The sequence below is a fragment of the Ramlibacter monticola genome, assembly GCF_016722785.1.
In the GTDB taxonomy this organism is placed as follows: domain Bacteria; phylum Pseudomonadota; class Gammaproteobacteria; order Burkholderiales; family Burkholderiaceae_C; genus Ramlibacter; species Ramlibacter monticola.
The window spans coordinates 1-23,690 of sequence record NZ_JAEQNE010000008.1; the positions used below are offsets into that span (position 1 = coordinate 1).

Below are 23,690 nucleotides of genomic sequence, written 5' to 3' on the forward strand. Positions count from 1 at the left end.
AAACCTTACACTGCCCAATAGCGCCGCCGTGCCTCGGCGGTTTAGTCCAACAAGGTTTATCTGCCGCAGGGAGGGTCCGTGGTTGTCGATGCTGCGCGGCGGCAGATAAACGCTATTCGTTAGCGCTCATGTGTACGCTCACTGAGATCGTCGCGTCCGCCCTCATGCTCCTGCTCGTAATTGGCGGTGGCGTGGGCCTCTGGTTCGAGTCGAAGTTCATGTCGCGCCTATCCGCCGAGCATCCCGCGGAATGGCGCGAGCTTTCAGCCCGCGGGAAGAAGGTGCTGTTCGCCGATCGCGCTAGCGATATGTCGTACATCGGCGCCCAGTGGTATCTCATCCTCCGCGGTGAGTACAAGAAGATTGAAGACGACCAGTTGCGCGTGCTTGGCTCAAATGCTCGCCTGGCTACGCTCGTCACGCTCGGAATTTTTGCTGTTCTCGGTGTGCTCGTGGTCGCGACGCAGGCCTCGCCGTCACTGGCTTGCATGCTGCCCAGGACCTAAGGACGGAGACATGATCGCTAACAGGTCGGTCGACTCGGACACGTTGCGGCAAGGGGCCGCACAGTGCCGTCGAAAATCGTGCACCGTGCGGCCCCTTGCCGCAACGTGCCGGTCACCTTCACGTTATGTCGCAGGAACAGCAACATGAGCATCATCGCCTACTACGTCCACGTTGATGACGCACAGCTCCAGGCCCTCCGTGAGCAGCCGGCGCTTGTTTGGGACATCAGAAGCGATCCTCGTTTCGCCTCGGCGGTGCTGTTCGATATAGATAAAGACTACGATGTCCTCGCCTGGCTGGTCTCTGCGAAGAAGCGTAAGGAGCAGGCGCAGCAAGTCGCGAGCTACCGCGCTATCGACCGGGAGAGGGAGTCGGGATCCGACTATGACAAGGCTGAGTTCTCCCGTGTCCTGAACGAGGAGCTTCAGAAGCTCGGCGTACCGCCCGAGGACACAAATGCCATTCCGACCGATCCTGCACTGGAGGCGATTGAGGGCCGCGGAACGGAAAGCCAGCGAGATCCTAAGATCAACTTTGGCCTGGGAAGCGCACGTCACTTCAGGCCGGACGAGGTGAGGAAGCTCTCGGAGGCTGTCGACGGAGTCACAGAGGCAGACCTCCGGAAGTCGTTCAATCGAGCGGAAATGGCCAAGTTCGATGTTGGTGGGATGGGCTGGCTTGAAGAGGAGGATTCGGTCTTGGATGAGTTTCTGATACCGGCCTTCCGCAAGCTTCAAGCCTTCTATAGGCAGGCAGCCAATTCTGGTCACCATGTTCTTGTCATTTATCAGTAGCGATTCGAGGGTGGGGCACCTGCGACATAACAGGTCGTTCGACGCGGACACGCAGCGGCATTGCGCCGCAAGCCGTGCGGGTGAGCATGCGTCTTGCGGCGCAATGCCGCTGCGTGCCGGTCAACTCCGACGTTAGAGCGCACTATGACTCTGTTCCGAACCGCCGCTCTGGTCCTCGCCTTGTCACCGGGCGCGGTGTTCCCTCAGGCCGCCGACACCGAACTCCGGCTGCCCTCGGGCGCCGAAGTGGCGCGATCGCTCGCCACAATCTGCTCTGCCGAGGCCCAGGGTGCAACGCTCGGGTTCGCGGCACGCGAGTCGGGGATGTCCCTCGAAACCGTGCTCGCGCGCATGCCAGATCCCCCGGACCCTGGGCTCAAGAGCATCTACCGTGGCATCAGGCGCACCGTTCAAGACGTTTACGAGCATCGCAGCATCAGTTACTTTGCGATGTTCTACTACCGCTCGAAGGCGTGCTTCCGCGAGAGAACGGAACTGATGCCCTTGCCATCCGTTGCGTTCAGTGCTGCAGGCTTGCTTCGGTGTGAGAGTGAGTTTGGGCGCGAAGGCGGCCCTGAGCTTCTGGCTTGCGTCGAGAAAGTGGTGGGCGCCCTGTGATGCGCTCTAACAGGTCGGTCGACTCGGACACGTTGCGGCAAGGGGCCGTACGGCGCCGTTGGAAATCCTGCACGGTGCGGCCCCTTGCCGCAACGCGCCGGTCACCTTTACGTTAGACCTCACTTATGACGATTCCGGCTATTCGAATAGAAGTGAACGGTGAGCTTGTGGCAGTTGCAGGCGCCAAGGACGCTTCCTTGCTGACCGCGAGCCTTGGCCTCGGAGCGGGCGCCGAGAAGGATCTCGCCTTCGAAAGGCCAGTGTTTTCGGTCATGGCACTGGTAGGAGTTGCCGGTGACGCTCCTAGACAGCTGTCGTGGTGCGATCATGTGCACCTGCGCAAGGGTGACCGCGTGACTTTCGAGTTGGTCGAGGTTGACGAGGCGACGCCTCCGAGCAAGGCCCTCAGCACGCCCAGCAGCACGGAGCTTCAGGCCGAAGCTGAGAAGAAGGGCCGGCGCAAGTGAGGTCTAACAGGTCGACGCGGACAGGGAGCTCGCCAGCCCGCAGGGGGCCGACGCAGTGAGCGGCCTCCACGCGACCAGACGCACGAGGCCGCCCGAGGGCGGCTTTTGCTTTCGGGCCGGGAAGACCTGCCGGCGGGCGCGATCAGGGGTCGGGCGGCACCTTGCCATGCTCAAAGCGCTTGAACGCGTCCTTGGCTTCCTGCAGCCGGACCTTCTCTGCCTCGCGGATCTCGTCGTCGCCGCTGCTGCTGGTCCTGACGATCACGGTGCAGTTGATCAGGCACAGGGACGCCACCGGCGCGTCGGACGAGCACGCCGCGAGAGCTAGAACCGCTCCGCAAGCAAAGCCGCGAACCAGCATGCGAGGCTCCCCGCGAGCAGCGAGTAGCGGCCCGCCGGCACGTTGACCGTCGCCAGGATAGCCAGCACCAGTGCCGCGATCAGGAAGGCCAGCGGGATCATGGTGCCTCCGGCTGCGAGGCCGCGCCGCCCACCCCGAGCTGCCGCAGCTCCACGTAGCGCGGCATGACGACGTCCACGGTGGCGCCCCCGCCGATCTCGACGTCGAGGCTTTTGTCGTCGCCCGTGCAGCGGATCGCGTTGGTGGGGCCCGCCACCACACGCACACGCACGAGCGGGGTGTCGCTGTCCTTGGGCCTCGACGCGTGCTCGCGCCAGAACAGGATCAGCTCGATAGCCTTCTTCGCGATGGAGCTCAGTGCGTCCTGCAAGTCCTCCAGAAAGTCGGGGTTGTCGCCGATGGTGGCGATGGTCACGGTCTGGTCGGCGAACGAGTACGGCTCGCCGGGCTTGAGCGACAGCGCGACGCCGCCGCCTTGCGAGGAGGTCAGGGGTAGCGCTTCGGCTCCCAGGTTGGTCAATGTCACGTTCATGGCAAAACCTCCAATGGTGGGTTAGAACTTGATGATCTTCAGCACGGTGGCGCAGGGGTGGTACTGGTTCACAGGCGCGCCGGTGCCGGTCGCGTTGGTCTGCGTGATGCCAGCACCGTTGAAGGTCGTCTCGGTGATGCCGGTGGCCGCAACATCGGTTGTGCCAGCCAGCGTGCCAGCAGAATCGCGCGCACCCCCTTCAGCACCACCGGGCTGGGTGTTCGACGTTTTCGTGTAGGCGTGCGCGTGCCCCGGATCTGAGATGCCGTGCTTGTGCCCCGGATCGGTGATGGTGTGCAAGTGGGGCGGCAGTTGCGCCTCCGACAGGTTGAACATCTCCGAGCCGCCGACGGATCCCACTGCCACGCCAGGCCCGGCAGCGAACGTGCCGCCCGCGCCGACGGTGGAACGGCGACGCATGTCGGGCAGGTTGAACGTCGTGCTGCCGTCGCCTGCACCCCAATTCGTGCCGATAGCCGCGAACAGCGCAGCGTAGTCGGTGCGGCTGATGGCAGACCCGTTGCATGGCAGGTAGCCCGCTGGCGTCGAGGTGCCGCCGAAGTCGAACATGGTGCCGGGTGGCACCGAGTTTGAGGCGCCCCCAGCCGTCCACCGCATCACCTCGACCCCGTCGAGCACGAGCGCGATCACGCCCGGCGATGGAGAGTAGAAGCCGCTGTCGGTGTCGTTGATGGTGAGCACCGGCGCCGCCAGGGTGCCGGCGCCGAGGTGCAGTTGGTCCCCGAGGGTCACCTGACCCGGCACCGGGCCAGTGATGCCCGCCAGGCTCACCGGCTTGAGCAGGTCGATCACCGTGGTGCGGAACTTCGCCGCTGCCACGCCTGCGACGCTCACGCCCAGCACACTCGTCGCCTCGCGATAGAACCCGAGGTTGGACTGTGCAGTGAACGACAAGCCTGGCGCGGCCACGGTGCCGTCGGCGACGTTGAAGGGGCCCAGCATTCCGCCGCGCCCGTAGCGGTCCAGGCTGTCGGTGAGGGCTGCGGCGATGTCTGCCAGCGTGGGATTGGCCCACGCGGTTTCGATCAGCGTCTCGGGCTGCACCGGGTTGCCTGCGGGCAGCGTGTAGTTACCGGAAGAGTTGCGTGGCATGTTGCTCTCCTATGGCGAGACGACACCGGCACCAGTACCGGCACTGCCCACGTTGGACAGGCGCCGCGCTGCCTCCTGAATCGCCGCCATGCGCGAGTTGGGATCCAGCTTCGCGAGCTCCGCTGCGAGCACGGTGGGGCGCGACAGCATGTGCTGCAGCTCCTCCTGCACCGCTTCCTCGTTGAAGCGCGCCAGGCGCGACAAGCCCTCGGCCATTGCAGGACCACCCTTCACGTTGAGGATCCAGTTGAGGATCTTGCCGCCCGCCTCGGTCACTTGCCGGTTGGGCTCGGTCATTGAGCCGCCGCCGCCGGTGGCCGCGAGCTTGCGCGAGCGCATCGGCCCTTCTCCCCTGCGCAGCGTCTCGCGCAGAACCTGCGCGGCGCCCTCGTCGCTCGGGGTGAGCTTGCTGCCCCACTTGCCCTCGGTGCTGCGCTGCAGTGCCTTCTTGTAGGCGTCGAAGGTCACCTCGGGGTCGGTGCCCTTGAGTCCCTTCTGCTCCATGGTCTGCGCAACGTCGGCGAGCGCGTGCCCCGAGGAGTACGGGCCCGAGCGCGCGCGGAACTCCTGCATGTACGGCGCGAACCTGCCTTGGCTCGCGGTGTCGAGCGCGTTGTCGATGGTGTCGAGCAGGTCCATCACCTCCGCGCGTGCCTTCTTCACTGCGCCACCGAGCTGGTCGCTCGGATCCGTCCTGCCACCCAGCTTCTCCGCGAGCGTCTTGCGCACCTCGTACAGGCGCGAAGCGGTGACCCCCTTCGCGTCGGGCCCGAGCACGCGCTGCACGTAGTTCGTGATGGACTCCAGATTCGGGTTGGCGCCGCCGCCCGCAGGCCCCTCGGCAATTTGCCGCACGTGCTCCAGCACGGGCTCGACGTAGCCGCCGCGCGCCTCAGCGGACGCCAGTGCACCTTGGCGCATCGGCGCCGTGCGGCCATGCCGCACCGCGTCCAGCCGCTGCAGCCGCAGCTCGCTCGGCGCCATCTCCTGCGTGGCGCGATACAGCTCCATGTTGCGGATGTCGTCGAAGTTCTGCCACTGGGGCCCGCCGGTCTTGTTGCCGCGCGAGTACAGCTCCAGTTGCGTGAGGTACGGGTCGTTGGTCGCCTGGGCCGCACTCTGCGGCACGTTGAACTCCCTGTTGCCGTAGCCCGAGGGATGCGGCGCGTTCACGCGCACCTCGTCCGCCGCGCCTCCCAGGTTGGGACGGTAGCCAGGCGGCAGGAACTCGTCGATGAAGTTAAGAGCCTTTGAGCGCGCGCCCGAGCGCGTGAGCACCCGGTAGCCGCCTTGCCCGGCCTTGCCAATGGCGGCGCCGCCACCAGGCACTGCCATGCCCACGGTGCCCGCAATCGCCATGTTTTCCGCGCGCGACTCGTCGCTCTTGACCGGCGTAACCCCCGCACCGGCGGCGCCGCCCAGGCCGCTCGCGATGAGCGTCTTCACCAGGGGGCGCACATTCCTGATCGCGTTCGCGGCGGGCACTACGCGCGCCAGCGCAGGCAGCGCAGCGGGCCCGACGAGCGCCCCTGCGGCCATGCCTGGCAGCACCTCGCCAGCGACTTGCAGCAGCCCGCCGCCGGTGGTGGAGTCGGCCAGCGCATCGTCGCGCCTGCGCTTCTCTTCGATCTCCTCGTCGGTGATGCCTTTGCCCCAGCCCGCCTTGCCCGCGAGTTGCTTGCCACCTTGCACGAGGTTGTCGACACCGGCTCCCAAGTTGACCAAGGCACGCTGGCCCCAGTTCATCTCGTTGAGAGGGTCGTACCGCTGCAGGTCGTCGGCACGGTCGGACGCGGCCTTCGCCTGGAAGCCAACGGAGGAGGTGTCCACCGGCGGCTTCGTCGGTGCGGTGAGCGACGCGATGTACTGCCCCGCGATCTGCTCCACCTCGGCTGGGGTCGCGGTGTCCGGTGCGGTGATGCGATAGCTGGTGCCGTCGGGCCCCTTGATGCGGTAGTTAGCCATCTACTTCTCCGGCGTGACGGACCACCCACGAGGCAATCCGCCGCCTTGTCGGGGCCCTGCTGCGGGGCGGGTGCCGGTGACGGCATACGGGTCGATGCCGCGCGCGCGGGCGCGGTCACTCCACGAGCGCGTCGACTGGTCGATGTTCTGCTGCGCCAGCGTGGCAAGGCGCCCCGCCGCGCCCAGCATCTCGGTGCGCTGCTTCGGGTCGAGGAAGTTGCCCTTGATCGCACGGTTGTAGAGGTTGCGGACGCGCACATCGATGCCGCCCGCATTCTGCGCAGAGGCGAACTCGCCCTCGCGCACCACGCTGCCGGGGTCGAGCATCTTCATGTACTGGAAGATGAATGCCATGTCGCTTGCCGGGTCGTTGCGCTGCGCAGTGGTCTGCAGGTTGGCGAACGTGTCGACGCGGTCGCGGTGCTGCTTCACCTCCTTGGTGAAGTCGTCGAACATGCGGTCTTCGATGCCCAGCACGCGCGCCTGGCCCGCGCTCATGCCGTCCTCGCCGCCGCCGCCTTGCAGTTTGATCTCCAGCTTCTGCCGCCCGCCTTGCGCGAGCAGCATCTGCTTTTGCCAGAAGTCCATGCGGTCGGCCTGCTTCTTGTAGTCCTCCGCTGCCTTGAGCTTCTGGATCGCGTCGATGCGCGTGAGTTGCTGCTGGCGCAGGTAGTCGGGGTCGTAGCTGAACTCGCCGGTGATCTGATCGGCGCTGCCCTTCTCGGTGATCTTCGGCTGGCGCATTGCCAGTGCGTTCTTCAGCACGAGCCCGCCCGCCTCCTTGAAGTCGTCGTGCCCCGACAGCACGCCGAGCAGCCCCATCTCGTATTCGCGCTGGTTCGCGTCGCGCCGCTGCGTCACTTGCTTTGGCGTGTACATCGGCTTGCGCGTGCGGTCCATCTCGTCGAGCTTCGCCATCTCGCGCGTGAGCACCGCGTCCCAGGAGTTGGGCAGATCCGGCGGGGGCTCGGCAGGGTCCGCGAACGGCGACGGCTGGCCCGTCGGCTGACCCGTCGGGAGTGCCTTCTTCAGTACCGTGCCTCCCATGGTCAGCTCCCTGCGCCGCCGCCGCCGAAGGCACCCTTGAGCCAATCCATGAAGCCTGCGCCGCCGCCGCCCGCGCCCGCGTACGGGTTGGGAGGTGGGCGCTGCGGCATGGTCTTGCCCGTGATGCCCTCGTAGAAGGCGCGCTGCGCCTCGCGTTCGTCGCCCGCGAGCGCGTCGCTTTGCTGCTTCGCATCCATGTCGCCCATCAGGCCAGCGGCCTGCGACGCGAAGTTGCCGAGCAGCGAGCCGTAGCCTGGTGCGACGTACACGCGCCCGGCCTGCGTGCCCTGCAGTTGCTTGGTGCCCTCGGCGCGCAGCAGGTCGGCCATCTTGCGCTGCCGCTCAATCGCGGCTTGCTGCGTCTTCATGCCCGACAGAGCCATCATGGCGGCGACGGACTGCTCGTTGAGCCCCTTGCCAGGCGCGCCAGGTTGCGCCGCTGCGGCGGCGGCGGGGTCGGGTGGCGGCTGCAGTTGCGGCATGCCTTGCCCCTGCGAGTACATGGTCGGCGCGGGCTGCGGCAGGTTGTAGTCGAGCTCCGGCGGCATCGGCATGCCGGGGAGCTGCGGCGGCTGGCGCCGCGCGTAGTTGTAGTTGCTCATGCTGCCTCCATTGCGGTGAGATGGCGCCGCGTGATGTCACGCATCCAGTGCACGATGGGCTGCACCTCGGCCCAGGCTTGCGGGTAGTGCTCGCGCAGGTCGGCCAGGCGTCCGGGGTTCTCGTGCAGGTACGCGGTGCAGTTCATGCAGTCCAGGCTCGTGCGCAGCCCGCGCCGGTACGACGCTGGGATGTCGTCGCCCACGTACTCGCGCACCTGATCGTCGGACCAGTGCAGCAGCGGGAAGTGGTACTCGACGCCTTCACGCACCTCGCCGTGCACGACGTTCGCGTGCAGCGGGTCGCACGCCTTGTCGCCGCGAATGCAGCCGGTGGCGCCGTAGTCGATCACTGCCTGGCGCATCGGGCCCCACAGGTTCGCGCGGCAGCACACTTCCAGCGGCACCAGCATCGGCGCCGAGGTGTCGGCGGCGATGCGCCCGAGCGGGGTCGCTTCAAACGGCACGAGGTCCGCAGGATGACCATGGCGCGCCACGAACGCTGGCTGCTGCCCCAGCACCATCTGGAAGTGAGGCACGCTGCGCTGCACGTGCGACATGTAGTCGAGCGTCTCGGGGTACGGGTGGCCTGGGTTCACCCACGTGACCATCACGCGCGCCAGGTGCGGGCGCAGCAGTTTCAGGACCGCAGCCGAGTCCTTGCCTGCCGAGAACATCAGCAGGATGCGCTCGTGGCGCGCGAGGAAGTCGGCCAGCGTGTCCATGTCAGAAGGCCACTGCCATCATCGCGGAGCCACCGAGCTGCCCGAGGGTGCCGAGGGTCTGCCCGCGCTGCGCGCCGCGTGCGTTGTAGGAGTCCAGTGCCCCCTGGTAGCCCTGCTGCGCGGCGCCCATGTAGTCGGTGGCCTGGCCCATGCCCGCCTGCGTGTAGTCGCCAAAGGATGGCATCTGCACTTGCGAGCCACCCATGAGCGAGTTGTACTCGTTGATGCCCTGGTTGCGCAGGCCGAACAGTTCGTTCAGTTGCAGGCCGCGCAGCGTGTTCGCCAGTTGCGAGCCTTGGAACTGCTGGCCGAACGCCTGCCCCTCGCCAGCGAGCTGCGACGCGTAGTCGCCGCGCGCCTCGGCGCCCGCGCCGGTGATGGCGCCGCGCATCGCGGTGTCGTATGCGTCGGTGCGCTCCCGTCCGAAGTTGCCCATCTCGCGCTCCCAGGCATCGCTGTTGCGCGTGATGCCCTGGTTGGCGAGCTGCGTCTCCAGATCACCCTGGCGCTGCTGCCACTGCGGGTCCAGCCGCGAGGTGGCGCTCTTGTAGAACGCGTCCTCGGTGCGCTGGCGGGTGCCGCCGAAGCCGTACGGGTCGGTGATCGCACCCGGCACCGCACCCCACTGGTTCAGGCCGCTCGTGCTCACCGGCGAGCCGAGCGTCGAACGCAGGTTGCCCATCATGGAGGTGCCGATCTGCCCCGCAGTTGCCTGGTTGCCGAACTGCGAGTTCAGTGCCTGCTGCAGGCGCGGGTCGAGCGTGGTGGTCTGCCCCCACTGCGTGATCGGCTTGCCGGTCACCGGGTCGGTGCCCTGCGTCGCCTGCCAGGTTTGCGAGCCGTACGGGTTGTACTGGTTCGCGCGGTTCGCCCACGTTTGCTGCGACAGCAAGTCCTGCTGCTGCTGCCCCTGCTTCTCTGCGAGCCCCGTGTAGTCGGGAGCTGCGGGTGCGCTCTTCTTGCCCATGGTGAGCTCCTAGAACGGGGGGACGTCTGAACGGCCCTTCTTGCCGCCAGGCTGGAACGGCGCGGCCTGGGACATGGCCCACGGCTGCTGCGGCGGCTGCTGGGGCTGCTGGGGCTGTTGCTGGGGCATCTGCGGCGGCGCGGCGCCCGCCTTGCCGCCTGGCGGCGGGGTGCCTGGCGTGGCGAACTGCATGCTGCCCTGCGGCGGCGGCGGCGCCCAGGTTGACTGCTGCGGCGCGGCTGGCGCTGCAGCGGCCTGCGCGGCGGGCTGCATGCTGGGAGCGGGCGAGCCTGACTTCTTCACGGTGCCTCCTCAGTGCGTCACCCGCTGGCGGATCCAGCGGCACTGCTCGCGGCGCATGCACAGAACCACGAGGTCGCCGTCCATGCCCGCGTGCGGGATGCGCGCGATCTCGTGGAAGCCCAGCTTCGTGTCGAAGCGCAGCGCCGCCTCGTTGGTGGAGTCCACGAGCGCGATCACTGCTTCGCAGTCGCAGGTCACGAAGGGGAACTCGAAAGCCTCGTGCACCAGGCGGCGCAGCATGCGCTCTGGTTTCGCGATCACCGTGTGCATGCAGCAGGCGCGCCCGATGAACTGGTCGTAGCCTACGGCGACGGCGACGTCGTCCATGGTCACAAGCTCGCCGGGGCCCGGCGGCACCACGTGGCACACGCCTCGGAAGTCGTCGCTCGGGTGCAGGCCCAGCTTCTCGTGGAAGTACTGCCCCACCATTTCGCGCTGCGTGATCGACACAAGGCTCATAGCGGACCTCCAGGCTTGACCATGTACTCGATGTTGGCGATGGTCGCGCCCTGTTCGCTCGCGACGTAGATGGTGGGCGCCAGCGCAAAGCCCATGGCTTCGACGCTGCGCCATTCGCCGAAGGCTGCGATGGCGCCAGCCCAGAAGGCGGCGTCCCACATCGCGTGGTTCCACAGGGAGCCGACAGCTCCGGCGAGCGCGGGCGCCGATGGCGGCGGCTGCACCGCGAAGTCGCGGTTGACGTGCAGCACGTAGCTCGGCGACGACGACGCGAGGAAGTTCACGCGCATCATCAGTGCCTGCTTGAGGACCGTTGGGTCGCCGAAGTAGTTGAACGCGGGCGTCACGCGGCCACGGATCTCGTGCGCGCCGGTGCCATCCAGCAGCATGCCGTCCTGCGTGCCGTCGAAGAGTTGCAGCACGCGCCCGTCGTCGGTGCCGCCGTAGGCTTCGTTGAGCCTGCGCCCGAACGTCTCCGCAGGGATGTCAAGCAGCCGCGTCCACGCAAGCGCATGCTTGTGGAACGTGTACTGCACGAACTCGCCCACCACGAGCTGCGGGCGCGCGATCAGCATCAGTGCCTTGGTGGGGAAGTTCATGATCTCCCAGCCCACCGTGTCGATCAGCGTGGCGAAGTCGACGTTCAGGACGTCCTGAATCTTGCGCAGTTGCTGCAGGAACTCGGTGCCCGCCATCAGCAGCGTGTCCAGGCCACCCTGCACAACCTGCGCCACCGGGACCACGCCGAACACCGTGAGCACGAACACGTTGCCGCCGGACTGTGTCATGCAACGCCGTCCCACCGGCGGGCGCCCGATGTACCACACGCCGACGTTGCGGAACTGCGTGGCATTGGTCGGGTCGGTGCCCTCGTACACGAGCAGGTCGCCTGAGCTGCCGAGCGCCACGAGCCTGTCGTCGATGCCCGCGCCTGCGTCCATCGTCCAGTTGGCGAGCGCCAGCAGCATGCCGCCCGAGCGCAGCAGCGGCCCGAAGTCGAACTTCGCGGCGGCGCCGCCCACGCTGCCCACGGGCAGGATCCAGGCGACGGTGCCGCCGCGTTCCACGAACATGAGCCGGTGCTTCCACGCGCACACGTGCACGAACATGGCGGGGTCCACGCCGGTGACCACGCCTGGCCCAGGATCACCTTCGCTCGACATCTTCGACCACGTGGTGCCGTCGAACAGGAAGGCGCCGTCGGTTTCGCTGCAGGCCACGAGGTACTTGCCGCCTGCGGTGGTGAAGTCCACGAAGGACAGGCGCCCCGCATACGCTGCGCCCGACAGCGCGATCATGGGAGTCTCGGCTTCCATGTTGCCGCCGCCTTCGACGTCGAAGATGCCATCGTCGGTGGCCGCGAACAGCACCGACACCGACACCGGAGACGCGGTCGACAGCGTGGGCGCGCCGTCGTAGGAGAACACCGTTCGCACCGGGCCTCCCAGGTTGGTGGCGTACTCGCGCCATCCCTCGCGCAGCGTCACGCCGAAGTCCGCAGAGATGAAGTTGTCCATCTCCAGCGCATCGGTGGGCTGCATCGTCGCCACCGCATCGGTGCTGTTCAGGCCGCGCACGGGTGGCGGATTGGCTACCAGGCGATGCAGCAGCCGCTGCGGCTTCGTGGGCACGGCTAGCTCCCGTAGCCGGTGTCGGGCAGGTTGAACACGGGAGACAGCAGCGGGTAGTCGCTGCCGCCGCCGACGGCAGACAGCACCGGCGCGTCGCTGTCGTTGTCGATGGCTGCTTCGATGAGCGCGTCGAGCTGCGTGGCGACGGCAGTGGTGTCGAAGCCCTTCGCGGTCAGGAAGGCGAACTGCAAGCCCGCGACCATCATCTCGGGGTCGAGCATCACGATGTCGCCATCGGCCACCGGCGCGTCGGCGTACGGCGCCTGCGGATCCGGCGGGCTCGCGAGCTTGACCCAGTTGCGCGAGGTGTAGGCGATGGAGAGTGACTGTGCGTCGCCTGGCGAGTTGTAGATCTCAAACTGCTCGCCCACCGTGCGGTACACGATGCTGATGGTGGAGGATCCCAGGCTGCGCGCGCGCAGCGCTTGCCACTGCGCGTCGAGCGCGCCCAGCATCGGCAGGCGCGAAGCGAGGTTCCACGCGGTGCTGTCGATGAAGCCGTCGTGGTCGGTGGGGAGGTCGTACAGCGTCTTGCCTGGCACCGTGGTGAGCTTCCACTCGCGCGTGAGTGCCTGCCACCGATGCGTGCGCGTGGGCTTCATCAGTCGCCGCCCGGTCTGGCGCAGCAGCACCCAGATCTGGCGTGACGTCGCGTCGTTCGTGTTCGCCGACACCGCGTTGGGCACTGGCAGGCCCATGAGCCCGAGCACCTCCTTGCAGATGTCGCCCGCGTTCATCAGCCGTGCCATCGTTCATTCAGGCGGCTTTCGCCTGCTCCGCGTTGCGCAGCTTTTCGATCAGCTTGGCCTGCTCGCGAATGGCCCCTTCCAGCTCGCTGATGCGGCTTTGCATGGCTTTGTCCTTCGCCACTTGCTGCGCCGCCTCTGCGGTCGTTTTGGCGCGTCCCAGCCAGGCTTTGGCGATCTCCTTGAAGTCGCGCGAGCCAGGCATGCGGCTGCAGACGTCGTCGCGCAAGTCGGCGAGTTGCTCCACGGTCTTGATGCCCAGGTACTCGTACTCCAGCACCTGTCCGCGCGAGGCGGCGGGCCAATCGCGCAGGCGCGTGCCCACCAGTTGCTCTTCCTCCTTGGCACCCGCCTTGAACTGCTCGTACTGCTTGGGGAAGCGTCGCTTGTCCTGATCGCTCGCGGGCCGGTCGATGATGTTGTTGCGATCTCCCGGCGTCATGATGCGCACGAACTCCTCGTCGCGCGCGATCAGGCGCCCCGCGCTGGTCGACGCCTGCTGGTCGACCACCACCCCCATGTAGAACACCACGAAGAGCGACTCGTCGCCCGCATCGGGTTTCTGGAACAGGCGCGGGTCGATTGCTTCCAGCGGGGCACCGTGAGCGATGCTGTAGTCCATGTGAGTCTCTCCTTGGTTGATCAGGCGACGGCGGCGCTCGCCGTCGCATTGCTGCCGAACGTCGACTGCCCGGTCGTCATTGCCAGGCCGCTGCGATTGGCGAAGCCCGTCTCGACGACGGCGCCGTTGGCGACGGCGCCGGTCGCGGTAACGCACTTGATGCTGAAGCCGGTGAACGCGGGCCCGGCGCCCGCGTCGCGCGAGCCACCGTTGCCCGCACCACCGATGCCGTAGCCTGCGGTGTAGGGGTTGGGTTGGTAGCGGGTGGCCGCGTTGCCCGTCTCGCCGTTGCTGCGCCCGCCGCCGATGTACATGTAGGTGGAGTCGGTGGTGGGGGTGCCGTCGGGCTTCGTTTGGCCTGGCGTGTAGTCGTCGGTGTAGCCACGCTGCGCGAACGGGGTCGACGTCCCCATCACAGGCAACGCGTTGAAGCCGATGCCCGTGGCGAGCGCGCCGGTGGAGAAGTTGCCGGTGCCGTCCTTGTCGAATGGAGAGCCCTTCGGGCCGGAGAGCAAGTCGAAGGTCACGAACGCGCCTTGCGACGGGTTGCTTTGTTGCGCGAGCGTCGCGCCGGGAAGTCCTGCGGGCATGGTGGTTCTCCTTCAGGTGACAGCGCGCCCGAGCGCGGTTTGGAACGTCTGCATGTGCGTGGTGAAAGCGGTGCACTGCGCATCGGTCAGGCCCGCGCCGATGGAGTAGCCGCCGCATGGGATCGCGGTGTAGCCGTTGACCGACGAGCCGCTGTTGTTGGTCGCCAGCACGTAGATGTCGAGTGCGAGCAAGGTGCCGCCGCTGCCGGTGCCGCTCGCGACCTTGGTGCCCTTCTTCCAGAGGGCGTGGTTGTTCGCGGCCTGCCGGTTGCCCATGCACAAGCCCCAGTAGTTGCTGAGTCCACCCGCCCCACTGAGGTAGCCCTGTCCGGTCACGTTGCTGTACTGGTGCGACTCCATGCCGCCACCGGAATCGCTCGGTGCCCCCAAGGCGAATGCATCCAGGCCACTGGCAGACCAGCACCCGTGCCAGCCCGCCCCGTTGACGTCCAGGCCCCGGCTGTAGACCGCGAAGTGGGTCGAGTTTAGCGTGAGCGCGCTGGGCTTCAGGCCCGTGTTCACGTACTTGGGAGAGCCGCCGCCCAGGCCCGTCGCCTCGGTGTAGTCGGCGCCCACGTGGTTCACGAAGGTGTCGAGCGCCGTGCCGTTGCCCACCTTCAGCGGCACCTTCGCCGCCGCGAGCTGGTCGCCCGCGAACAGGTTGATGCGGTTGATCTTCGACCAGTAGCCCGATGCCTTCGCGCTCGTCACGAACGCCGACACCGCGTTGAGCGTGTTCGCGCTCACGGTGCCGCTGTTGCCCACCACACGGGTCTGCCAATCGACCGCATCGGTGTCGGCAGGGGGCGGCCCCACGGCGCGCGAGAGCGCGCTCTGGAACGTGTGCATGTGCCCGTAGAACGCGAGCACCTCGGCTGCGGTGAAAGCCTGTCCGATGGAGTAGCCCCCCATCAGGACGTCGGTGAAGCCCAGCCGCGCCGAGCCACGGTTGGAGGCGAACACGCCGACGTTCTGCGCCTGCGGAACACCAGGGGTGCCGGTGCTGTTGTTCGCACCCTGCAAGCCGTTGCGGTACAGCGTGAGCGTGCCACCCGACACGGTCTGGTTCGCCAGGAAGTGACCACCGGGGGTGCCGGTCAGCCCGCTGATGTCGCACACGATCACCGGCTGGAAGCCGTAGGCGCGTTCGATGTCCTGCGTGGTGTTCCCCAGCTTCCACGGGTCGCTGCTGGTGGGCGACTCGCACCCCAGCAGGTTCTTGGTGGACAGCGTCGTGCGCGTGCGCTCGTAGGCCGACAGGTGCCGGTTGCCAGCGGTGAAGACAGTGCCCAGCACGCCGGTGTCGAGCCACTTGTTGCTGCCGTTGCCGCGCAGGCCCGTGTTCTCGGTGTAGTCGGCTGCGGTGAAGTTCGCGTTGCTGTCGTACGGCGTGCCGGATCCCACCTTCAGCGGCGTGAGACACCCGGCCAGGTCGTCGCCGCAGAACAGGTTGATGCGGTCGAACTTGCTCCAGTAGCCGCTGGCCTTCGCGGAGGTGGCGAACGCCACCATGGCATCGATGGTCGCCTGCGAGATGGTGCCGCCCGCGTCGAGCACGCGGAAATACCAATCGGCCACATCAGCGTCGGCCACGGGTGGCTTGACGCCGATGACGGCACTGCCCACCGGCGCGGTCTTGCCGCTGCGGTTGATGCTGCCATCTGGCAGCGCGCCGCCAGGCGCGACGTCGGCGCCGGTGACCACATCGATGGCAAGCACCTGACCGGCGAAGCCGACAGCCTCGGCGCCAGTGAAGGGGGCGCCGAAGCCAATGTGCATGGAGGGCACCTTGTCGGCGTCGTCGAAACCTTGCGTCAGCGGTGGCCCCATGACCGCGTTGGTGCCCCAGCCGATGAGGGTGTTCAGCCCGCCGAGCTTGTTGCTCGCGAGCGTGTCGTACAGCGCACCGGGAACGCCGGTATGGTTCGCCGCCATGGCGTCACCCCATCGCCGCTTCCGGCACCTGTGGCCCGCCTGGCAGGTTCACGTAGACCAGGGACTGCAGCACCGGGCCCGCGTCGAAGTAGGTGGCACCTGGGTCCAGCGAATCCATCACGAGGTCGCTGCCCAGGTACTGCTCCTGCGGCCCCACCACCACCGCTTCCACCATCGTGCCGGGAGGCAGGAAGGAGTTGATCGAATCGACGTCGCCAGGCGTGCAGGACAGCCACCAGTTGCGCACCCACGTGCGCTGCGGGTCGTTCCACGGCAGCACGAAGAACTCCACCATCGCGTCCTGCGCCTCCAGCGGGAGGTCGCCCCATGCGGTCGGCGATGCCAGCAGGATCGCTTCCACTTCTTCCATGGTCATGTCGCATCTCCCACCTTGCAAAAGGCCCCGCCCGATTGCGCAGGCGGGGAATGGCAACCACGAGCGTCAGCTCGTGGGGACTCACGATCACGGGGAGATGAGGCGACCCTGGAACTGCGCGCCGCTGCAGGTCATCTGGCCGCAAAACGCCAGGATGGAAACGCTTGCGTCTTGGTTGATCGCGTAGCGCCGATCCGGCGACAGCGGCACCATGTTGCGTTGCGCATGCGGCCTCCAGAACAGGAACTTCGTGTTCAGGAAGAACGCGGTCTTCGTGGTCATGAAGCCGCCGATGCCGCCGTCGAGGACGACGTCCGCGTCCATGTACTGCACGGTGGGGAATCCCAGCTTGGCCGTCTCGGTGCCGGTGAAGCGCTGCTGCGCCTGCAGTGACGCGAGGTACAGCCCCCACATGAAGTTGTCCACGACGATCAGGTCGGGCCGGTCCATGCCGCGCACCAGGCTCGACCACATGTCGTTGAAGGCACCCTGGATGGTGGCTGCGGTGAGTGCCGCGCCTGCGGTGGTGGTCTTGCTGCGCCAGAAGGTGCCGATGGCAGTGGAACGGTCGATGCCGCCGTAGGTGCCGGTGGCGGGGTTCACGGGCACGGCGGCATTCAGTCCCGTGATCTGCTTGCCTCCGGCGCCGGTGCCGTCGGAGTACACGCCTGCGGCCAGCAGGTTCTGCATGGAGCTTTCGGCCACTCCCATGCGCCCTTCCAGCAAGTTGATGAACTGCTCTTTGCCCGAGTTCTTCAGTTGATCCAGGCCGGAGATGGTCACGGGGCACGCGGCCTGCTTGAGGTCGTACTGCGCTGCGCTGATGACGTCCTGCGCCGCCACCGGCAGCAGGTCGTAGCCGCTGTACCACCCCGCGTTGCTGTTCTCCGCGAAGGACAGCTCCTCGTAGATCAGCGAGCCGCCGTCGATGGTGCGCACGTTGCCGCGTTGCTGCAGGCGGCGCAGCAGCGCGTTGTTCTTCTCCACGTTGTCGGCGATGCGCCGACTACGGTTTTCGATGGTGGTCGCGACGATGTCGGACACGTTGGGGAATGCCATTGCGGCCTCCTGTAGGTTGGACAGTTCCAGACCTGTTTCGGAGATGGCCCATTCACGGGTTCATCCGCGCCGGTCATTGGCGCTTCAAAACCGGATGGGCCCCGCGAGGCACCCGGTGGACGCTCACTCAGCGTGCGCGTCGAAGGCGGCTTCGATGGCAGAGCGGATGGAGTCGTTCTTTGGCACCGTGGCCCCTTCGGGGGACGGGGAGCCGTTGACGCTCACTGCTGCACGCTTTGCACGAAGGACCGCTTGCGAGGGGCCTGGCGCACCACGCTGCTGGTTGCGCGTGGGCTGCGCCAGGCCCGCTCGTTGGGCAAGGATTGTGGACACTTGCTCGTCGAGTTGGCAAGCCCTGGCGTAGATCTTCTCCATGTCCACTGCCTGGCCGCGCCGCGTCGCCGCGTCGATCAGGTCGGCCATGGTGTCGGCGACGTCCGCATAGAACTCGTGCGTCTGCGCGAAGGAGGCAAGGCTCTTGCGCAGCTCGTTGTCCTCCCAGGCTTCGCGCTCGGCGAGTTGCTGCTGCTGCGCGTACTGCTGCTGCTGCTGGTAGGCCAGGATCTGGTCGACGCGCGGGTCGCGCAGCGGCTGCTGCTGCGGCGCCTGGCCGTCGTCGGTGACGCCGAGCATCTGCGCCAGTGCGCTGTCGAGCATCTGCAAGTCGATGCCGTGCTGGCGCACGATGTTCGCCACGATGTTGACCTTCGACTGCGGCGTGCCCACGCGCAGCTCGGCTGCGGTGTTCATCAGCGACTGCACCGCGCGCAGCGGGTCCGAGTTCTCGCTGCGGATGAACATCTCGTAGGGCCGCACGATGGAGTCGAACGCCTGCGCGAACTGGCGCAGGCCCGCCGACTCCTGCAGCACGCGCTGCGCCTCACCCTCGCGCCGGTGGATCTCCGCGCGCAGCTCGGGGTCCACCGTGCCCCACTTCTCGCGCGCCGTCGGCGTCCACGATGCCGGGGCCTTGAGCTCGGGCGCGGCAGGGGCCTGGGGCGCGCCAGGCGCGCCTGCGGGGGCGATGGCGCGGCCAGGTTGCTGCGGCGCCGCCTGCGGCCCGCCAGGGGCCTTCGCGGGGGCTTCCCCCTCGCCGGTCTTGGCGAAGCGTCCGAGCTCGTCGCGCGTGCGGCCTGGCGCGTCGTCGACCTCGTCGGTCGCGTGCTGCTGGAAGGCGGCGTCCAGATCGTCGCGCAGCGACGTCTCCTGCGGCTCGTCGAGTGCAGGGTCGGCGCCAGGCGCGCCGGTGGTCGTGTCAAGTCCGCTTGCCATGGTTGCTCCTTGCGCGTTATGGGTTCTTCACGTGGAACATCACTGCTGCCCGCCGAACATGCGGCGCAGCAAGTCCTGAACGTCCTCGTCGTTCGCCGCCGCCAGGCCCGCACCCGTGGCGAGCGCGGTGCCGCCCAGCAGCGCTGGCGTGGCCTGGCCGTACTGGTACTTGCGCCAGTTCTCCAAGTTGGGCTTGAAGGGGGTCAGCCGCCCCGTGGCGGGATCCTTGCGCGTGTTGAAGCCGCCCGCCTGCGCGAAGGTGTCGCGCGCCATTGCGTACTCCTCGGGCGTGAGCCTGGGGGAAGTCCCGGCGAGCTTGTTGAGCGCGGCGTGCGGCTCGGCGCGCGAGCGTTGGTAGTCCCACGGGAACCATTGCGCACTGAAGCCGCCCAGGCCCAGCTTGTTGCCGCCCGCCTGGATGTTGCGCAGTGCCGCCTCGTACAGCGGGCCGATCACTTGCGCCTGCTTGGGCTCGTAGAAGGGCAGGCCCAGCAAGTGCGGCGGCACCTCGCGGTTGACGAGCTGCGAGTAGGGGCCCTGCACGAAGCCAGCGGGCGGCTTCGTGCGGTAGGTGAAGGACTCGGGAGTGGAGACGATGTCGCGGAACTTGTTGGCTTCGATCTCCTGCGCAGTCCCGCCGAGCTTTTGCTTCTGCTTGGCAGTCATCGTCGCCACACGCTCGTCGACACGCTTGCGCGCCGTCGGCAGGGTCTTCGCCTCGGCGCTCTTGTTGAGCTCGGCGTTGAGCGCGTCGAGCATGCGCCGGTCGTAGATTGGCGCGGTCAGCGGATCCTTGCTCACTGCGCTGCGCGTGATGTCCGCGATATGCCGGTCGATGGCAGAGATGTTGGTGTTCTGCGGGTCCAGCATCGCGAAGCCCAGTGACCCGGTCTTCGGCCCCAGGCCCCTCACCTGATTCATCAGCCGCTCGACGAACTGCGGCTCCGTCTCGGTGGCCTTCTTCACGAAGAAGGACGGATCCTCCTCGTACATCTTGGCGAGGTCGCTCACGTATTGCCGGTTTGCCGTGTTCGCGGTGCCGGTGCCGCCGCGCGCACTCGCCTGCACCCCGTACGCCTCGTTGATCGCGCGGTTCATCTCGTTCTTGTAGTCCTTGGGCAGCTTCTGGTCGTAGCCCACCGGCGAGTAGCGTGCCCAGTCGGAGATCTCCGCAGTGCTGCGCGGGCGCATCTGCGCGTATTCGATGAGGTTCTTCGTGATCGGCGCGTTGCCGCTGGTGATGCCGAACTTCAGCCGCCCGAATCGTTCGATGTCGGGCATGTCGGGACCGGGGTCGACGCTGCGCACCAGCTTCTCGTGGATGGCTTGCGCGAGCTTCTTGTTCAGCCGGTTGTAGTCGATGCCCTGCGCACTGATCTTGGCCGAGTCCGCCAGCGTGAGGTCGCCCTCCAGCCCGCCGGGGATCATCAGCGTCTCGCGCGTGACCGGGTCGCTCATCCAGACCTCGGGGCTTTCCTTCCAGGCGTCGCCGAAGTGCTTCACGCGCGTGGCCTCGTCCATCGCGTACAGCGGCTCGCGCCCGTACTTGGCGCGAAACGCCGCGTCGCCCGCAGGCGTTCCCAGGTCGGGGCCGCGCGCGGTCACCTTGGGCTTCACGCGGTCGTTGATGGGGGGCAGCACGCCTCCCTCGTACGCGTAGGGAGCGTCGCGGTTCACGCGCGGCGTGTCGGGCTCGACCTCCTCGACCATCTGTTCGACCGGCTCTTCGCGCGCCTTGCGCGGCGCCTTCGCGTTCTTCTTGAGCGAGCTCGCCACGGGATCCTCGCCGCCTGCCATCACAGGCACCTTGGCGGGCTCTGCAGCGGCCTTTGCGGGCACCTTGGACGGCAGCGCCGCTACCACCTCCTCGGCGGCTTTCGCGGCCCTCTTGGCACCGCGCGCGGCCCGGCCTGCACCCTTTGCCGGGTCCACCACGTTGCCAATGGCCGCGAGCGCGGCGCCCGCCAGCGGCGACTCCTCGCCCACCACATCGGTGGCGCGCTTGAGGGGGTCGATCAGCAAGTCGATTGCCTGGCCGATCTTCTCGACGTTGAGCGCCCCCTCTGCAGTGCGCGGGGCGGCGAGCGCGTTGGAACGGTTGATGGTGTCCACTGCCTCGTCCAGGCTTCCGGTGCGCGCGAGCTGCGCCAGGCCCGCCAGGCCCGACACGGGTTGCCATGCCATGTTGCCGCCGATGGTGGCAGCGGTGTCGAGGTAGCCGAGCGACTCGCGCCCGAACTGGCGGATGAGGTCGGACAGTTTCGCCATGGCTAGCTCCCCTCACGCGGCGCGACGTCCTCGCCGCCGAGTTTGTCGATGGCTTGCGCGATGTCGCGCGGGCGCTCGACGTCGATGCCCTGCATGCGCAGTGCACGTTGCCGCGCCGCGCGCTTCCACGTTTCGGTGAAGTCGTCGATGGTGGTCAGGTTGTGCTCGCGCATGTAGGCGCGGTGCTTGGCGCGCGACGAGATGTCGGTGCCGTCGCTGGCGCGCAGCCCCTCGTAGTGCGCCTCGGAGATCACGCCCAGGCCAGGCGCGGCGAGGAACACGCGCTGCATCGCGCGCTCGCAGCACTGCGGGCGCGGAGGCTCGGAGCAGTAGCGGGAGATCGGCATCACCAGCTCCTGCACGCGCTCGCAACTGTCGCAGCGGAAGGTGTAGGTGGGCATCACGCGCTCCCAGGTTGGCCCGCCATGAGCTGCGCGAGCTGCGAACGCGCGGCGCGCACCACGGCACGCTGCTCGCTGATCGCGGCGTTCAGCTCGCTGATCGCGTCGGGGTCGCGCATGCGCCTGCGCAGCAGGTCGGCTCGCCGGTGCGCCAGCGAGTGCAGCAGCGCGAGCTGCACCCGGTAGTCGTCCATGCCTGCGTCCAGCGGGTCCATCACTGCACCATCGGGTTGAACGGCATCGGCGGCTGCGGCTGCATGGGAGCCACGCTGCCGGGGCCTGCGGGCAGTCCGCCGCCAGGCCCGGCGGCGGGCTGCGACTGCGGCGGCTGCGGCCCGCCGGGGGTCATCTGGATGCCGCCGCCAGGCCCGCCTGCTGGCAGTGCCATCGGCGGGATGAGTGCCGTCTCCTTCTTCGTGCGCTCGGCTTCGGCGCCGTACTTGCCCGCCTGCGCGATGTTCTTCTGGTCCTCGGGCGACGGCGGCTGCGGCGCCGGCGGCTGCGCCGCCTTGGCTTCCAGGCTGCGCGCGAACTGGTCAAGGATGCCTTCGATGGTCTGGGCTCCCTTGAAGCCCGCAGCGGCCCACTGCAGCAGTTGCACTAGCGTGGCGCCCGCCTCGGGCGCCTGCTGCACCAGGGGTGCTGCGCTCATGAGGTAGTTGCTCGCCGCTCCCAGGAACTCGGTGCGCGCTTCCTTCTCCTGCGCCCAATCGGGCGCGGCCAGGCTCTCGCTGGTGACGTTGATGGAGTACAGCGCGGTGCCGAAGTCCTTCAGGAGCTTCACCGCAGGTTGCGCGAGCTGCGCGTCCGGCGTGCGTTCGATCAGCGAGCGCTGCACGATGGTCTGCGGCTGGAAGTGGTTGCTGATGATGTTGGCGCGGATGCGCATCACCTCGCTCACGAACCGCGACACCTCGTTTTGCAGGTTCGACAGCCGCGCGCCGCCGTACTGCACCTTGAGCGTCTGCGCCGTTGCCGTCTCGCTCGCCACGCTGGCGCCGCGCATGATGTCGCTGATGCCCAGCACCTCGTACAGGTCGTGCTGCACCAGTTGCTTGCGCGCGTTGAGTTGCGTGATCGCGTTGACGAACGCCTCCACCGGCATCCAGTCGACGCTGCCCTTCATGCCGCCGCGCTCGGTGAAGTTCGACCAGTTCTCCACCGGGATCAGTTCGTTCTCCACGTTGGCCGACAGCAGGTTCTTCACCGGCATCGCGGTCTTGTCGTACACGCCTGCGGCCTTGACTGCCTTGGTCAGCAGCGACAGCTTCTTGTTCAGGAGGTCCAGCTCCTTGTACAAGTCCTGCGCCATCGCGTAGTCGGCGCGCGGCAGGAACGCCTTGGTCAGCGTGGTGGACACCACCGGCTGCGGGCACGGCCAGAAGTCGTCGAGCTCCAGCGGGTCGGCCTGGTAGTCCAGCACGAAGGTGCAGCCCTCGACGTACCAGCACACGCTGTTGGATTCCTTCTCCCAGATCTCCCAAACTGCGGCCTGCTTGAAGGGGGTGGCTTTGAGGACATCCTCTTCGACGTTGCCCAAGTTGTCGGTGGCAGGCGTGCGCGCCGCCATCGGGATCATCTTGGCCTGCTCCGGCGTGAGCTTGAAGCGTGTCTTGATGGCGTTCTCGCCCATGTAGACACGCCGCGCCACCCACCGGCAATCGCGCCAGCGGCGACACGGCGAGTAGCGAAAATCGTCCCAGTAGCAGTAGTCGACGGTCGCCTCCTCGTTGGCGATCTTCTCCACCTTCTGCATCACCGGCTGCTGCGTGGCGGGGTCCAGTTGCGGCTGCTGCGTCGCGGGGTCGAGCACGGGTTCCTCGACCTCTTCGATGTCGACCTCGTAGCGGCACCAGACTTGCCCCAGGCCCACCACGAAGCGGTCCTGCACCGCGTCTCGCATCGCCGCGTTGGTGTCGTCCCAATCGCGCTCAAGGTCGCCATTGAGGATGCGCTGCATCATCAGCGACGCCACGCGCGAGACGTCGTCCATGTGGTCCTTGAAACGCCTCTCCACGGTGGCCTTGGGCAGGCGCCCGTAGATCGCGGACAGCACTACCTGCACGTTGCTCCAGAACAGGTTGGTCTTGCCGTTGTAGTCGCCCGCCATGGAGGTGCTGAACGCATCGTCGCCTTGCGACAGGTACGCCTGCTCGCAGCGGCGCGCGTTGCGCGTGAAGCGGTCCATCCACTTCTTGGACGCGTTGAGCTCGGTGGCCCACTTGCGCGCCAGGCGCGCGCTCTGCGCGATGCCCTTGTCGCCTGGTTTTTTTGGCGCCGCGGTTTGGGCTTCGCTGCCCTCTTCTTCGATGACGTCGGTGGTGTCGGCCATG

General features: G+C 67.4%; 27 protein-coding genes. 4 read left to right on the top strand and 23 right to left on the bottom strand.

From position 1 onward, the window contains the following. The 4 genes from JJ685_RS24310 to JJ685_RS24325 all read left to right on the top strand — a co-directional run. Nucleotides 1-506: hypothetical protein (locus tag JJ685_RS24310; protein WP_236599253.1), on the top strand; the 506-nt coding region annotated here is incomplete at its 5' end. Between the two features lie 144 nt (nucleotides 507-650). Beyond that, nucleotides 651-1,301 (top strand): DUF1877 family protein, encoded by a 651-nt coding sequence (locus tag JJ685_RS24315; protein WP_201676962.1) that lies wholly within the window; start codon nucleotides 651-653, stop codon nucleotides 1,299-1,301. 144 nt (nucleotides 1,302-1,445) lie between these two features. Next, a complete protein-coding gene (locus JJ685_RS24320; protein ID WP_201676963.1) occupies nucleotides 1,446-1,919 on the top strand; it encodes a hypothetical protein in 474 nt (157 codons plus the stop codon). A 125-nt stretch (nucleotides 1,920-2,044) separates the two neighbouring features. After that, complete coding sequence (locus JJ685_RS24325; protein ID WP_201676964.1) at nucleotides 2,045-2,386, top strand: hypothetical protein; 342 nt, start codon at nucleotides 2,045-2,047, stop codon at nucleotides 2,384-2,386. A 142-nt stretch (nucleotides 2,387-2,528) separates the two neighbouring features. Here JJ685_RS24325 and JJ685_RS24330 read toward each other — a convergent pair whose 3' ends face one another. The 23 genes from JJ685_RS24330 to JJ685_RS24440 form a co-directional block, all read right to left on the bottom strand. Continuing rightward, entirely contained in the window at nucleotides 2,529-2,747 is a 219-nt protein-coding gene (locus tag JJ685_RS24330) for a hypothetical protein (protein WP_201676965.1), read from the bottom strand. Beyond that, the gene (locus JJ685_RS24335) at nucleotides 2,711-2,848 is read right to left on the bottom strand and encodes a hypothetical protein (protein WP_201676966.1); all 138 of its coding nucleotides are present in this window, start codon (nucleotides 2,846-2,848) and stop codon (nucleotides 2,711-2,713) included. Before JJ685_RS24335 ends, JJ685_RS24330 begins: the two co-directional genes overlap by 37 nt. After that, nucleotides 2,845-3,279 (bottom strand): hypothetical protein, encoded by a 435-nt coding sequence (locus JJ685_RS24340; protein WP_201676967.1) that lies wholly within the window; start codon nucleotides 3,277-3,279, stop codon nucleotides 2,845-2,847. The genes JJ685_RS24335 and JJ685_RS24340 overlap by 4 nt, the downstream gene beginning before the upstream one ends. 21 nt (nucleotides 3,280-3,300) lie before the next feature. Next, a complete protein-coding gene (locus tag JJ685_RS24345) occupies nucleotides 3,301-4,392 on the bottom strand; it encodes a phage tail protein (RefSeq protein ID WP_201676968.1) in 1,092 nt (363 codons plus the stop codon). A gap of 9 nt (nucleotides 4,393-4,401) precedes the next feature. After that, entirely contained in the window at nucleotides 4,402-6,357 is a 1,956-nt protein-coding gene (locus JJ685_RS24350; RefSeq protein WP_201676969.1) for a hypothetical protein, read from the bottom strand. Then, nucleotides 6,358-7,404: a hypothetical protein gene (locus tag JJ685_RS24355; RefSeq protein WP_201676970.1), complete on the bottom strand. Its 1,047-nt coding sequence runs from the start codon at nucleotides 7,402-7,404 to the stop codon at nucleotides 6,358-6,360. Nucleotides 7,405-7,406: 2 nt separating this feature from the next. Then, nucleotides 7,407-8,006 (bottom strand): hypothetical protein, encoded by a 600-nt coding sequence (locus JJ685_RS24360; protein WP_201676971.1) that lies wholly within the window; start codon nucleotides 8,004-8,006, stop codon nucleotides 7,407-7,409. Beyond that, nucleotides 8,003-8,728, bottom strand: coding sequence for a phosphoadenosine phosphosulfate reductase domain-containing protein (locus JJ685_RS24365; RefSeq protein WP_201676972.1), 726 nt, complete (start codon nucleotides 8,726-8,728; stop codon nucleotides 8,003-8,005). Before JJ685_RS24365 ends, JJ685_RS24360 begins: the two co-directional genes overlap by 4 nt. Nucleotide 8,729: 1 nt before the next feature. After that, nucleotides 8,730-9,695, bottom strand: a complete 966-nt coding sequence (locus tag JJ685_RS24370; protein WP_201676973.1) for a hypothetical protein — start codon at nucleotides 9,693-9,695, stop codon at nucleotides 8,730-8,732. Between the two features lie 9 nt (nucleotides 9,696-9,704). Next, nucleotides 9,705-9,998 (bottom strand): hypothetical protein, encoded by a 294-nt coding sequence (locus tag JJ685_RS24375; protein ID WP_201676974.1) that lies wholly within the window; start codon nucleotides 9,996-9,998, stop codon nucleotides 9,705-9,707. Between the two features lie 9 nt (nucleotides 9,999-10,007). After that, entirely contained in the window at nucleotides 10,008-10,457 is a 450-nt protein-coding gene (locus JJ685_RS24380) for an N-acetyltransferase (protein ID WP_201676975.1), read from the bottom strand. Next, nucleotides 10,454-12,088 carry a hypothetical protein gene (locus JJ685_RS24385; RefSeq protein ID WP_201676976.1) on the bottom strand — a complete coding sequence of 545 codons (1,635 nt, stop codon included), beginning with the start codon at nucleotides 12,086-12,088 and terminating at the stop codon, nucleotides 10,454-10,456. The genes JJ685_RS24380 and JJ685_RS24385 overlap by 4 nt, the downstream gene beginning before the upstream one ends. Before the next feature lie 2 nt (nucleotides 12,089-12,090). Continuing rightward, on the bottom strand, nucleotides 12,091-12,837 hold the full coding sequence (locus tag JJ685_RS24390) for a phage adaptor protein (protein ID WP_201676977.1): 747 nt from the start codon (nucleotides 12,835-12,837) through the stop codon (nucleotides 12,091-12,093). Between the two features lie 7 nt (nucleotides 12,838-12,844). Beyond that, on the bottom strand, nucleotides 12,845-13,456 hold the full coding sequence (locus tag JJ685_RS24395; protein ID WP_201676978.1) for a hypothetical protein: 612 nt from the start codon (nucleotides 13,454-13,456) through the stop codon (nucleotides 12,845-12,847). 20 nt (nucleotides 13,457-13,476) lie between these two features. After that, the gene (locus tag JJ685_RS24400) at nucleotides 13,477-14,046 is read right to left on the bottom strand and encodes a hypothetical protein (RefSeq protein ID WP_201676979.1); all 570 of its coding nucleotides are present in this window, start codon (nucleotides 14,044-14,046) and stop codon (nucleotides 13,477-13,479) included. A 12-nt stretch (nucleotides 14,047-14,058) separates the two neighbouring features. Then, complete coding sequence (locus tag JJ685_RS24405) at nucleotides 14,059-15,981, bottom strand: hypothetical protein (protein WP_201676980.1); 1,923 nt, start codon at nucleotides 15,979-15,981, stop codon at nucleotides 14,059-14,061. 4 nt (nucleotides 15,982-15,985) lie between these two features. Continuing rightward, a complete protein-coding gene (locus tag JJ685_RS24410; RefSeq protein WP_201676981.1) occupies nucleotides 15,986-16,357 on the bottom strand; it encodes a hypothetical protein in 372 nt (123 codons plus the stop codon). An 87-nt stretch (nucleotides 16,358-16,444) separates the two neighbouring features. Next, nucleotides 16,445-17,416: a phage major capsid protein gene (locus JJ685_RS24415; RefSeq protein WP_201676982.1), complete on the bottom strand. Its 972-nt coding sequence runs from the start codon at nucleotides 17,414-17,416 to the stop codon at nucleotides 16,445-16,447. A 123-nt stretch (nucleotides 17,417-17,539) separates the two neighbouring features. After that, a complete protein-coding gene (locus tag JJ685_RS24420) occupies nucleotides 17,540-18,688 on the bottom strand; it encodes a hypothetical protein (protein ID WP_201676983.1) in 1,149 nt (382 codons plus the stop codon). 39 nt (nucleotides 18,689-18,727) lie between these two features. Further along, complete coding sequence (locus JJ685_RS24425) at nucleotides 18,728-20,956, bottom strand: hypothetical protein (RefSeq protein WP_201676984.1); 2,229 nt, start codon at nucleotides 20,954-20,956, stop codon at nucleotides 18,728-18,730. Between the two features lie 2 nt (nucleotides 20,957-20,958). Next, nucleotides 20,959-21,357, bottom strand: coding sequence for a zinc ribbon domain-containing protein (locus JJ685_RS24430; protein WP_201676985.1), 399 nt, complete (start codon nucleotides 21,355-21,357; stop codon nucleotides 20,959-20,961). Next, nucleotides 21,357-21,572 (bottom strand): hypothetical protein, encoded by a 216-nt coding sequence (locus JJ685_RS24435; protein ID WP_201676986.1) that lies wholly within the window; start codon nucleotides 21,570-21,572, stop codon nucleotides 21,357-21,359. Before JJ685_RS24435 ends, JJ685_RS24430 begins: the two co-directional genes overlap by 1 nt. Continuing rightward, nucleotides 21,572-23,689 (bottom strand): hypothetical protein, encoded by a 2,118-nt coding sequence (locus JJ685_RS24440; RefSeq protein WP_201676987.1) that lies wholly within the window; start codon nucleotides 23,687-23,689, stop codon nucleotides 21,572-21,574. Before JJ685_RS24440 ends, JJ685_RS24435 begins: the two co-directional genes overlap by 1 nt. Nucleotide 23,690: the final 1 nt, after the last annotated feature.